7 protein-coding genes are annotated in these 12,909 nt (G+C 57.0%); 6 read left to right on the forward strand and 1 reads right to left on the reverse strand.

All coding sequences use genetic code 11. The annotated features are described in order from the left end of the window. Positions 1–75 precede the first annotated feature (75 nt). The gene (gene syd, locus M2407_RS15995; RefSeq protein ID WP_128865130.1) at positions 76–627 is read left to right on the forward strand and encodes a SecY-interacting protein; all 552 of its coding nucleotides are present in this window, start codon (positions 76–78) and stop codon (positions 625–627) included. 618 nt (positions 628–1,245) lie between these two features. Here the strand turns inward: syd and M2407_RS16000 are convergent. Next, positions 1,246–2,484 carry an MFS transporter gene (locus M2407_RS16000; RefSeq protein WP_115058140.1) on the reverse strand — a complete coding sequence of 413 codons (1,239 nt, stop codon included), beginning with the start codon at positions 2,482–2,484 and terminating at the stop codon, positions 1,246–1,248. Between the two features lie 178 nt (positions 2,485–2,662). On the opposite strand from M2407_RS16000, the gene M2407_RS16005 reads away from it, so the two are divergent. The 5 genes from M2407_RS16005 to M2407_RS16025 all read left to right on the forward strand — a co-directional run bounded on the left by M2407_RS16005 (position 2,663) and on the right by M2407_RS16025 (position 12,839). Next, positions 2,663–2,989, forward strand: a complete 327-nt coding sequence (locus M2407_RS16005; protein WP_170868555.1) for a YqcC family protein — start codon at positions 2,663–2,665, stop codon at positions 2,987–2,989. 152 nt (positions 2,990–3,141) lie between these two features. Beyond that, entirely contained in the window at positions 3,142–9,123 is a 5,982-nt protein-coding gene (locus M2407_RS16010) for an alpha-2-macroglobulin (protein ID WP_259218584.1), read from the forward strand. Positions 9,124–9,176: 53 nt separating this feature from the next. Continuing rightward, entirely contained in the window at positions 9,177–11,525 is a 2,349-nt protein-coding gene (pbpC, locus tag M2407_RS16015) for a penicillin-binding protein 1C (protein WP_259218585.1), read from the forward strand. 60 nt (positions 11,526–11,585) lie between these two features. After that, positions 11,586–12,356: a tRNA pseudouridine(65) synthase TruC gene (gene truC, locus M2407_RS16020; RefSeq protein WP_020828370.1), complete on the forward strand. Its 771-nt coding sequence runs from the start codon at positions 11,586–11,588 to the stop codon at positions 12,354–12,356. A 33-nt stretch (positions 12,357–12,389) separates the two neighbouring features. After that, positions 12,390–12,839, forward strand: a complete 450-nt coding sequence (locus M2407_RS16025; RefSeq protein ID WP_020828369.1) for a flavodoxin — start codon at positions 12,390–12,392, stop codon at positions 12,837–12,839. The last annotated feature ends 70 nt before the right edge of the window (positions 12,840–12,909 follow it).

Below are 12,909 nucleotides of genomic sequence, written 5' to 3' on the forward strand. Positions count from 1 at the left end.
GTTGGAGGACATCTGCTGTCACCTTGGTGAGAGATAGGTACAATGGTCGCCAGTTTACCGTATGCGAGAAAAAATATGGACCACGATGTACCGCACGCCCTGCGTGAATTTACCCAGCGTTATGTTGAGCTTTGGCAGCAGGAGCGCGGTCATGCGCCGGCAAGTCAGGAGCTGTACGGCGTGCCGTCGCCCTGCCTGGTCGAAAACCGCGATGACCAGGCGCTGTGGTTGCCGCAACCCTTCACCCCGGCCGCAACGCTGGAAAAGGTAGAGACTGCGCTTGAGCTTCGTCTGCAGCCGGACATCAATCTGTTTTATACCCAGCAGTATGCTGGCGATATGGGTGCGCAGTTCGGCGAACATCATTTGACTTTGCTGCAGGTATGGAGCGAAGACGATTTTATCCGCCTGCAGGAAAACCTGATCGGTCATCTGGTAACGCAAAAACGTTTGAAACTGTCCCCGACGCTGTTCCTGGCAACCACCGAATCAGAAATGACCCTGGTCTCTTTGTGCAACGTCAGTGGGAATGTGGTGCTGGAGCAATTTGGCAGTGATAAGCGCACCCTGCTGGCGGCGTCGTTGGGCAATTTCCTCGATGCATTGCGCCCGCGGATTGACGCTTGACGCTAATTTAACCGTATCCCGTGTGAGATATCTCGCACACGGGCTGTGAGAGATCGCTTTTAATTTTCACCGCATTGTCGCTGAGATGGATTTTATTGTTATCCAGATCAATTGGTTAGTTTTTCTTTAGGATAACTCTTAGCATTAATTTTCCGTCAGCCTGCCGGTAAGCTCTTGTGAACCCGGGATAATTAAGCGATCTTATGTTCACCGGAAGGGATACGGCGGAGCTGGAAAGCATCAGGATGATGCAGCTTCAGGAAGAAGAAGTGGATGCGCTCAGTGAAGAGCGAAGGACGGCGTCAGGAGATGCCAGGATGTTTCAGGATTGAAACCAGGGACACCTCCAGGATGGAGATTGAGAGCCGGCAAAGGATGGTTGGCGGGTCATGAAGACTGAGGAACCGCATCAGGACGATGCTACGGGACAACGCCAGGATGGTTTGGTCAGGATGGCCGCAGGAAAAGTTTTCAAGGATTGAGCAGGGAGCACACTGTGTAGCGGGACTGCTATAAAACGAACCGAGGGCACTGTTAGCGCAGTGCCCTCAACTTTTTATACGGATTTATGCTTTAAGCCGTCAACAGGCTTAACCCTGCTCGAATTCATCTCAGTTGTTAACCAATCGCCCCCAGCGTATCGCCATCGACCTGTTTTTTAGGCAGCAGGAACAGCGTGGCATAAATATCCAGCAGATAAATCGCCGCCAGCAGGCTGATTGCCGCAGCGAAGGATACCTGCGTCACCAATGCGCCGATCACCAATGGCCCCAGGCCGCCAACGCCTCGCCCCAGATTGAACAAAATGTTTTGTGCGGTAGCGCGCGCCTGTACCGGGTAAGTATCGGAGATCAACGCGCCGTAGCCGCCAATCATCCCATTAACGAACATTCCCATCAGCGCGCCGGCAAACAGCATTAACGTCGGGTCGCTAAGTTGCGCATAGACCACTACCATCACCACCGCACCGATCTGATAGCTGATAAAAATCTTCCAGCGGCTGAAGCGGTCGGCCAAGACGCCAAACAGCCAGATACCGAACGTCATGCCGATCACCGTAACCGCTGTCCACAGGCCTGACTTGGTTAATGAGAAACCGAAGTTTTTGGCCAGGTAGGTCGGCATCCAAATCATCAGCCCGTAATAGCCGAAGTTCTGCACCGAGCACAAAATAAAAATACCGATACTGGCCTTGCTGGTGGCGCGGTCTTTGAACAGCAGCCTGATACGTTGGGCGAAAGAGAGCTGTTCACCGGTGCTTTGCTGGCGGACGAACGCTTCCGGTTCTCCCAGGGTGCGGCGGATCAGGAACGACGCCAGTGCGGGCAACAAGCCCACCAGGAACATGCCGCGCCAGCCGATATGCGTCAGCAGTAACGGGGTGAGAAACGCCGCCGCCAATACGCCAAGCTGCCAGCCCATGCCCACGTAGGCCGAGGCTCGATTGCGTTTTTCCGCCGGCCAGGCTTCGGCGATCAGCGCCATGCCGATACCGAACTCCCCGCCCAGCCCGATGCCCGCCAGCGTACGGTAGGCGAGCAAATCCCAGTAGCCTTGTGCCAGGGCACAAAGGCCGGTAAACACCGAGAACATCAGGATGGTGATGGTCAATACCCGGATACGACCAAAGCGATCGCTGAGGTGACCGAAAATCACCCCGCCCAGTACGGCGCCGATCAGCGTCCAGGTGACCAGCGAACCGGCGGCGGAAGAACTCAATCCCATTTCGATACTGATGGCCGGCAGCATAAAGCCGAGGATCAGCAAGTCAAAGCCGTCCATGGCGTAGCCGGTGACCGAAGCCAGCATGGCTTTGCCGGGCGTGGCGTGGTTTTTTGTCGTTGTGATTGCAGGCATGTGTCTAATCTGTTTGGTTTAGTCGGTGGGCCTATTGTGCCGTGGGGCGCTGGACGCCACCAGATAAAAACGGCCGTGCTAGTCAAGTCAGCCGAATTTGGGCTATAAAAATGCTATGCTTTGCCGCTTTTCAGCCACGCGGCTGAATCATCATCATGAAAATAGATCGGGAATGCAGATGAGTATAAATAATCAGGTTCGCCACAGTTTGCAGGCGATTGAACAGTCAATGCGCGATCTGGCTCTTTGGCAGGCCGCGCCGCCTGAGCCTGAGGCCTTCGCCAGCACTGAACCTTTCTGCGTAGACAGCATGTCGGCCGAAGCCTGGCTGCAATGGGTGTTTCTGCCGCGTATGTACGCGCTGCTGGATGCGGATGCGCCGTTGCCGACGCGTTTCGCCATCACGCCTTATTTTGAAGAGGCGCTGAAAGATAATGACCCCAACTGCATGCCGCTGCTGGTTGTGCTGCAGAAATTGGATAACATGCTGAATAAAGAGTCGTAATTATATTCCGACGTGGCCGCTGATTTTCGCCAGGCGGCAGATGGGTGTATTAGCGCAGACGCCAGGACAGGGTATTTGGCGGCGTCTCTCGAACCCGATAAACCTTGGCCGTTTATCCGGGGATCTGCAAAGGATTATAAGGTGCTGCAATAATGGATTTATTAAAGTTTATCCTTCGTCTGCCTTTTACGTTAATCAAGGGCGCATTTCGCCTGCTGGCACTGAGCCTGGCGTTACTGGGCCGGTTATTCAGGCCGCTGATCGGTAATCTTGCCTGGAGTGCGCCTGCCTGGTGGACTGCGCTGTCCGGCGGTGTGAAACGGGCGTTTTTGCGGCTGGAAAGCGGCGTAAACAAATACCCGAAAGCCATCAGTCTGGCGTTGCTGGTTTTGTTGTGTATTGCCGGTGGCGCTGTCTACGGCTGGCACTGGTGGCTGAACCGACCGCAACCGATCGAACCGGCACCCATGGTGTATCAGCAAACCGACGTGCAGGCCGCTGGCCCTGAAGCGATAAACTACGCGGTTCAGAAGCCGACACCGCAGAAGCTAAGCCTGACGTTCAGTCACTCGGCGGCGCCTTTGACCGACGTTGGTAAAGCGGTGACCAAAGGCGTGACGCTTAAGCCGCAGGCCGAGGGCCAGTGGATCTGGAACGACGCCTCAACCCTGGTCTTTACGCCGAAAAAACCGCTGCCGATGGGCACGCAATACCAGGTTAACCTCGATCCTGCCACGTTGCTGGCCCCGCAGATCAAGCTCGCCAATACCCGTTACACCTTTAACGTGCCCGCTTTTAATTACCAACTGGGGCAGGCCGAGTATTACCAGGACCCGCAGGATCCGAAGAAGCGCAGCGCTATCTTTAATCTGAAGTTCAATGCGCCGTTGGACGTCACCAGCTTTGAAAAACAGGTCTCGCTGGGATTGAAGGAAGGCAACGCCAAGTCGGAGAAAAAGCTTAACTTCTCGCTGGTCTACGATGAGAAAAAACTCAACGCCTGGATCCACTCAGAGCCGCTGCAGGCGCTGGATCAGGGCGGTGTGGTGCACCTGACCGTCGGCAAGGGCATCAAAGCGACGGTGCCCGCCAACGCCATCGACGAGGTGAAAAGCAACCGGGTCACGGTGCCGACGCTGTACAGCCTGGCGCTGAGCGATGCCAGCGCCCAGGTGGTCGACGCCGAGGGTGCCAAGGGGCAGCGGGCCCTTATCGTCGCTTTCAGCGACGCCGTCAAGGATAAAGAGCTGGTGCGCGCGACCAAGGCCTGGTTGCTGCCACAGCACGATCCCAGCGATGCTGAAGCCGCTAAAGACCCGAATGATTTTTATCAGTGGGATACCGACAGCGTCGCCAAGAATGTGCTGGCGCAGTCCACGCCGCTGACTCTGACGCTCAACGAAGCTGAAGAGAGCTACCAGCCGCAGTTCAGCTTCAAATTCGATGCCCCGGCACATCGCTTCATGCTGCTTGAGATCGACAATCAGCTGGTCTCCAACGGCGGTTACAAAATGCCGAAAAAGGCCTACCGGGTGATTGAGGTGCCGGAGTTCCCGAAATCCCTGCAGTTCATGTCGCAAGGGTCGCTCCTGTCGGTCAACGGCGATAAGCAGATCAGCGTTGCCGCGCGCAACGTGGCGGGCCTGCGCCTGGATATCAAACGGGTGATCCCAAGCCAATTGCAGCATATCGTTTCTTTCAAAAGCCGGGAATACTCTTCCGCCGAGTTTAACCGGCTGGATGACGAATATTTTACCGAGCATTTTAAATACCAGACCGCGCTCAACAATGACCAGCCGGGCGTGGTGAATTATCAGGGCATCGATCTTTCCCGCTACTTGTCCACCAATCCTGATTCTCACCGCGGCGTTTTCCTGCTGACGCTGTCCGAATGGCAGCCGAACAAGAAGCCGGCGGAGGAAGAGGCAGGAGCGGATGAGTCTGAGGAAGAAAGCGGCGATCAAGCTGGGGTCGGCGATTCACGTTTTGTGGTAGTAACCGATCTGGGCATCGTCGCCAAAAGCTCCCAGGACAAAACGCGCGATGTATTTGTCCAATCGATTCACAGCGGCGCACCGGTCGGCAGCGCGAAAGTGTCGGTGATCGCGAAAAACGGCGTAACCTTGCTCAGTCAAATCACCGATACCAACGGCCACGTGCGCTTCCCGGCGCTTGATGTTTACACCAATGAACGCCAGCCGGTGATGTTCCTGGTGGAAAAGGAGGGCGATGTTTCCTTCTTGCCGACCGGCAGCTATAACGATCGCGGGTTGGATTTCTCGCGCTTCGACATTGCCGGTGAGCAGACCCCGACCGATCCGCGTGCGCTCAGTAGCTATCTGTTCTCCGATCGGGGCGTTTACCGGCCGGGAGATACCTTTAATGTTGGCCTGATCACCCGTGCTGCTGATTGGAGCGTGGGGCTGGCCGGCGTGCCGGTACGTGCTGAAATCCGCGATCCGCGCGATAAGCTGATGACCACGGTGCCGCTGACGTTGGGCGCCAGCGGGTTCAACGAGCTGAGCTACACCACCGATGAGAATTCACCCACCGGCGAGTGGAACGTCTATCTGTATCTGGTGGGGAAAAACCACGACACCTCAACGCTGCTTGGTCATACCTCCGTCAATGTGAAAGAGTTTGAGCCGGATCAACTGAAGGTGAAGCTGGAGCTGACGCCAAACCGGCAACAGGGCTGGGTGAAACCTTCTGAATTGAAAGCCAATATTGACGTGCAGAACCTGTTTGGCACGCCGGCGCAAGACCGTCGCGTCACTTCCAGGTTGACGCTGCGCCCCATGTATCCGAGCTTTGACCGCTTCCCGGACTACGCCTTCTATGAGAATCGGCAGAACAGCGACGGCTTCGAAACCGAGTTGGAAGACCGCACTACCGACGAGCAGGGCGCGGCTAACATCCCGCTGGATCTCAAAGGTTATGCCGACGCCACTTATCAGTTGCAACTGTTGTCGGAAGCCTTTGCCGCAGGCGGCGGGCGTTCGGTGGCGGCTACCGCCAGAGCCCTGGTATCGCCTTATGATTATCTTGTCGGCGTGAAGGCGGATGGGGATCTTGGCTATATTAACCGCGATGCGCTGCGCCAGCTGAATGTGATCGCCGTAGATCCGTCGCTCAAACAGATTGCCTTGGCGGATCTGAAGCTGGTGCTGATCGAACAGAAATACATTTCCGTGCTGACCAAGCAGGATTCCGGCGTTTACAAATATCAATCGAAAATGAAGGAAGTGACGCTGTCGGAGCAGCCGTTGGCACTGAGTGAACAGGGGAATGATCTGCGGCTGGCGACCGACAAGCCGGGGGATTTTGTGCTGGTGATTGAAGACGCGCAGGGCAAGGAGCTTAACCGCGTTGCCTACAGCGTGGCCGGGAATGCCAACCTTAGTCGTTCGCTGGATCGCAATGCGGAACTGAAATTGAAGCTGAACCAGGCGGAATATCAACCCGGCGAAGAAATAGAGGTGTCGATCAACGCGCCTTACACCGGCAGCGGTCTGATCACCATCGAGAAAGATCGGGTTTACGCCTGGCAGTGGTTCCATAGCGATACCACTAGTTCGGTACAAAAAATCCGCCTGCCAGCCAGCATGGAGGGCAACGGCTATATCAACGTGCAATTTGTGCGCGACGTCAACTCCAGCGAAATCTTTATGAGCCCGCTCAGTTACGGCGTTATGCCATTCAAAATCAGCACCCGCGCACGGCAGAATGGGCTGGAAGTGACAGCACCAACGGTGATTAAGCCAGGCGAAGATCTGACCATGACGGTGAAAACCGATGGCCCGCAGCAGGTGGCGTTGTTCGCCGTCGATGAAGGGATCCTGCAGGTGGCTCGCTACCGCTTAAAAGATCCGCTGGAGTTCTTCTTCAGCAAGCGTGAACTGAGCGTCACCAGTTCGCAAATTCTTGACCTGATCCTGCCGGAGTTCAGTAAGCTGATGGCGTTGACGGCGGCCCCGGGCGGCGATGCGGGGGAAGGTTTGGATCTCAACCTGAACCCGTTCAAACGCAAGCGTGATAAGCCGGTCGCTTACTGGTCAGGTATCACCGAGGTGAACGGCGAGAAGGCGTTCGTCTATCCGGTGCCGGATTACTTCAACGGTAAAATCCGGGTCATGGCTATCTCGGTCACGCCGGACAAGATCGGCAAGGCGCAAACCGCCGCGACGGTGCGGGACAACTTCATCATGACGCCAAACGTACCGGCGATGGTGGCACCGGGCGATGAGTTTGACGTCAGCGTGGGCGTCAGTAACAACCTCGAAGGATTGAACGGTCAACCGGTGGCGGTAAGCGTGCACTTGACGCCGCCTCCTCAGTTGGATGTGGTGGGCAACGCCGTGCAAGGCCTGTCACTGGCGGAAAAACGCGAGGGTGTGGTTAACTTCCGCCTGCGTGCCAAATCTGCGCTGGGGGATGCGCCTTTGGTGTTTGACGCCAGCTATGGCGACAAGAGTAGCCGTCGCACGGTCAGCACCTCGGTGCGGCCGGCTATGCCGTATCGAACCCAAACGGTAATGGGGCGGATGAGCGGCGGCAGCCAAAACGTCGAAGGCCTGCGTCAGATGTTTGACGCCTATGCGCAGCGCCAGGCGGCGGTTTCCCATTCACCGCTGGTGCTGACCAACGGACTGGCTCAATACCTGGCAGACTACCCTTACTACTGTTCCGAGCAGATCGTCAGCCGCTCCATTCCGCTGATCCTGCAGAGCCGTCATCCGGAAATGGCGGGGGGCCTGAGCCAGTCCGAGGTTAGCAAACAGCTGCGCAACCTGCTCGGCGTGTTGCGTTCTCGTCAGAATGACAGCGGGGCCATTGGCGCCTGGCGGTCATCGCCGGATGCCGATCCTTTCGTTACGCCGTATGTGGTCCAGTATCTGCTGGAAGCGAAACAAGCCGGGTATGCGCTGCCGGAGGGGATGCTTGAGGAGGCCAACGGCGCACTGCGTGAATTGGCGGCCAGCGGCTTTGATGACCTGTATCGGCTGCGTTTACGCAGCTGGGCTATCTATCTGCTGACGCGGCAAGGCGAGGTGACCACCAATGCGCTGGCAATGGTGCAGGATACGCTGCAAAAACGCTATCCGGACAGTTGGAAAACCGATCTGAGCGCGCTGTATCTGGCATCGTCTTATCAATTGCTGAAGATGGATGACGAGGCTGCCGCACTATTGCAGCCAAGCTGGCAGCAGTTGAGCAAAGCCTATGACAACGCCTGGTGGACGCAGAATTACTTTGATCCGCTGGTGCAGGATGCGACGCGGCTGTATTTGATTACTCGCCATTTCCCGGAAAAGGTGGCATCGATTCCGCCGCAGGTGTTGGAGAACATGGTGAAGGCGCTGAAAGAAGAGCGCTACACCACCTACTCTTCCGCGATGAGCATACTGGCGCTGGAGAGCTATTCGGCCCTGGTGGCGCAGTCAGCCAACGCGGGTTCGCTGGACATTGCGCAGATTGGTAAAGGCGGCAATGCAGCACCACAGCGGATAGCCGAGCTGCAGGGGCTGTTTACCAAAGGGCAGTTTACCGCTGATGCCGCCGCTGTCCGTTTTACCAACAGCGGTGATGCGCCGGCCTGGTACTCGGTGACGCAGGCCGGTTATGACCTTGCTGCGCCACAGAAAGCCCTGGCACGCGGGCTGGAAATCACCCGCGATTACACCGATGAGCAGGGTAAGCCGGTCACGCAGGTAACGCTGGGCCAGAAGGTCAATGTACATCTGAAAATCCGTGCTAACGCTAAAGAGGGGCTGAGCAATCTGGCGATCGTCGATCTGTTGCCGGGCGGGTTCGAAGTGGTGCAGCAAACGCCGCCGGAACCTGCTGCTGACGAGGACAGCGAAGCGGAAGCGCCAAGCAGCGGTTGGCAGTCACCGCTGGCTGCTTCAGGATCCAGCTGGGCGCCGGATTACAGCGACATTCGTGAAGATCGGGTGATCATTTACGGCAGTGCCAGCACCGACGTACAGGAGTTCGTTTACCAGATCAAAGCGACCAATACCGGCAGCTTTATTATCCCACCGGCCTATGGCGAAGCCATGTATGACCGTGAAGTACAGGCCATGTCGGTCGGCAGCGGTAAACTGGTGGTGGTGCCGGCGGAAAATAAATAAGCCGTGACTGGCGTCGGGCGGATATCCGCCCGACGCCAGCGCGTTGAGATCCGATGAAAATCCTGAAAACACCCTGGCTGCAGAATAGCCTGATGGCGGTCTTTCTGCTCGCGCTGGTGCTGGGTGCCATTCGGTTATGGCCCCACCCGCCGTTGGCGCAAGAATTACCGCTGTCCTCCACCTACTATGATCGCCAAGGTACGCTGATGCGCATCACGCTGGCCAACGACGATCGTTACCGGCTATGGACTCCGCTGGAGGATATTTCACCTTTGGCGGTGCGTGGTCTGCTGCTGCATGAGGATCGGTGGTTTTACTACAACCCCGGTTTTAACCCCGTTAGCCTGGCGCGCGGCTTCTGGCGCAGCTATGTTTCCGGTGGCAGGATGCAGGGTGGTTCGACCATCAGCATGCAACTGGCGCGCATGCGCTGGCATCTCAACACCCGTACGCCGGGTGGCAAACTGCTGCAAGTGGCGCGTGCGATACAGCTAGAACTGAGCTACTCCAAGCACGATATTTTGGAAGCCTACCTGAACTACGCTCCTTACGGTCGCAATATCGAAAGCATCGGTGCCGCCAGCCTGATCTACTTCGCCAAGCAACCGCGAGACCTGACTCTGCCGGAAGCGTTAACCCTGGCCGTATTGCCGCAGTCACCCAGTTACCGTCTGGAACCGAAAACGGGCGTGCTGGGTGTTGCCCTGACGCAGGCGCGCGACCGCTTGTTCCAGCGCTGGCAGCAAGTCTACGCGACCGACAGCAGTCAACAGGCCCTGTTTCGGCTCCCGCTAGTGCTGCGTCAACCCGAGCAGATGCCCTATATTGCACCGCACTTTATCGAGCAACTGCGTCAGCAGACTCAGCAGTTGGTGCAGCATAATAGCCGCGTCGACACCACGCTGGACGTGGGGCTGCAACGTTTGGTCGAACGACAGGTAAATGCCTTTATCGCCCGTAATCAGAGCCGTGGGATCCACAATGCTGCAGTGCTGCTGGTGGACAGCCGCGATATGGGGGTCAGGGCGCTGGTGGGGTCAGCAGACTATTACAACCGCCAGATCCAAGGGCAGGTGAACGGCACCCATGCCAAGCGTTCGCCCGGTTCGACCCTGAAGCCCTTTATCTATGCCCTGGGCATGGAGCAAGGCGTGCTGCATCCGATGACCATCCTGAAAGATGTACCTTCCTCATTTGGTGCCTACGCGCCGGAGAATTTTGACCGGCGTTTTCTTGGGCCGGTAACCGCCACCGATGCGCTGAATTTTAGCCGCAATATTCCCGCTGTGTACGTGGCGTCGCAACTGCGGCAGCCGACTTTCTATCAGTTCCTGCGCCTGACTGGCGTCGAGAATATGGCCAGCGAGAATCACTATGGCTTGTCGCTGGTATTGGGGGGCGGTGAGGTTACCGCTCAGGAACTGGCGAAGCTCTATGCTCTGTTGGCGAATCGCGGCGCATTGCGTCCGTTACGCATGCTGAGTAGCGATGCGGAGACGCCGGCGGTGCGCTTGCTCAGCGAAGAAGCCAGTTTTATTACGCTGGATATGCTGCGGCAACACCGCCGCCCGGGAGATACCTTGGCGCAGCGTTCATCGTCGCTGCCGGTCTATTGGAAAACCGGGACTTCATGGGGATTTCGCGATGCCTGGAGCGTAGGGATTTTCGGGCCCTATGTGCTGGTGGTGTGGGAGGGGAACTTCGACAGTCGTGGCAATAATGCCCTGGTGGGCGCCGATGCAGCGGCTCCGTTATTCTTCAATATTATCGACAGTGTGCATGCCAGCTATCCCACGCTGCGGGAGCCCCGAAAGCCATTTCCGAAGCGGCTGCGGCGGGTGGATATTTGTCTGGCCAGCGGCGATTTACCCACCCCCTGGTGCCAGCAAAAGGGCAAAACCTGGTTTATTCCTGGCAAGTCACCGATCAAGGTCGACAGCGTTTATCGGCCGGTGGTGCTGGATATTCACAGCGGTGAGGTGGCCTGTCCGCCCTATGACCAGGCACAAACCCGCACTGAAGTGTTTGAGTTCTGGCCTTCCGATCTGGCCAACGTGTTCGCTCAGGCCGGGTTGCCTAAGCGTTCGCCGCCGATAAATCGCTGTAAGGACAACGGTATTGCCGTCGGGGGTAATGCGCCGCGCATCACCTCGCCGCTTAAGAACACCACCTATACCCTGCGGCAATCGCAGCAGGGACGCGATAAAATTGCCTTCAACGCAGTGACCGATGCCGACAGCAAAACGGTGTACTGGTTTGTTGACGATATCTATCTCGGTAGCAGCGCCAGCAAAAAGGCCATCGACTGGCGGCCGATCAACAATGGGCAGTACCGCATTCGGGCGGTGGACGATCGCGGCCGGGCCGATAGTCGTCTGGTGACCATCGAATGGGTTAACTAGCCCTGACGCACTGCTGTATACTCGCGCCGGAATCTGGGCTTTTACGTAGGAAAAGAGATTGTGATTGAGGTTTTGTATCAGGATGAGCACCTGGTGGCGGTGAACAAGCCGTCCGGTTGGCTGGTGCACCGCAGCTGGCTGGATCGCCATGAAACCCGGTTTGTGATGCAGACCGTGCGCGATCAGATTGGCCAGCACGTGTTTACCGTGCATCGCCTTGATCGTCCTACATCCGGGGTATTGCTGATGGCGTTGTCCAGCGAGGTGGCGCGGCTGTTGTCGCAGCAGCTTGAACAGCATCAGATGCAGAAAACCTACCATGCGGTGGTCCGCGGTTACGTGCTGGAAGGCGATACCCTCGATTACCCGTTGACGGAAGAGCTGGACAAAATTGCCGACAAGTTTGCCTCGGCGGACAAAGGTCCGCAGCCAGCAGTCACCCATTATCGGCCGCTGGCGCAGGCAGAGATGCCGGTGGCGATTGGCCGTTACGACAGCGCGCGCTACAGCCTGGTTGAACTGAAACCGGAGCATGGCCGCAAGCACCAGTTGCGGCGCCATATGGTGCATATCCGCCATCCCATCATCGGTGACAGCAAGCACGGCGATCTGCGTCAGAACCGCGGCATGGCGGAGCATTTCGGCTGTTCACGCCTGATGCTTCACGCCAGTCACCTGCAGCTGAATCACCCGGTGACCGGTGAGCCGCTGCAGATTTCCGCTCGCTGGGACGAGTCCTGGCAGGGCGTTATGTCACAGTTTGGCTGGGCGGAGAGTATCCCTGAGCTTGCCAGGGTTGAGTTTCCTTCAGCTAGCGGTCAGGATAACTGATCATTTCTAAAGGTATTTAAGGGAGTAGGAGCAATGGCTCAGGTTGGAATCTTCGTGGGAACGGTTTACGGCAACTCACTGCTGGTGGCGGAAGAAGCGGAAAATATCCTCAGCGAACAGGGGCATGAGGTCAAACTGTTCGAGGAGGGCACGCTTGAAGCCTGGCAGTTTTACCGTCAGCATTACGCGTTGGTAATTACCTCCACCACCGGTCAGGGCGATTTGCCGGACAGCATTGCACCGCTGTTCCATGCTATTCGCGATCGGGTCGGCTACCAGCCAGAGCTGCGTTACGGACTGATCGCGTTGGGTGACAGCAGCTACGATAACTTCTGCGGTGCAGGGCGCGCATTTGATGCATTGCTGCAGGAGCAAGGAGCAACTCGCGTAGGTGAGGTATTGGAAATCGATGCGATGGAACAGCCGGAGCCGGAAGTGGTTTCCTGCCCGTGGGTCGAGCAGTGGGCCACATTGCTGAAATAGAAATACCCGTTGCCTTTCAAGTTGCAGCGTTGTTAGCTGCAACTCGAAATTCATAGGGTAAAAATGAAGT

Source organism: Serratia sp. BIGb0234, assembly GCF_024809915.1.
Taxonomy (GTDB): Bacteria; Pseudomonadota; Gammaproteobacteria; order Enterobacterales; family Enterobacteriaceae; genus Serratia; species Serratia liquefaciens.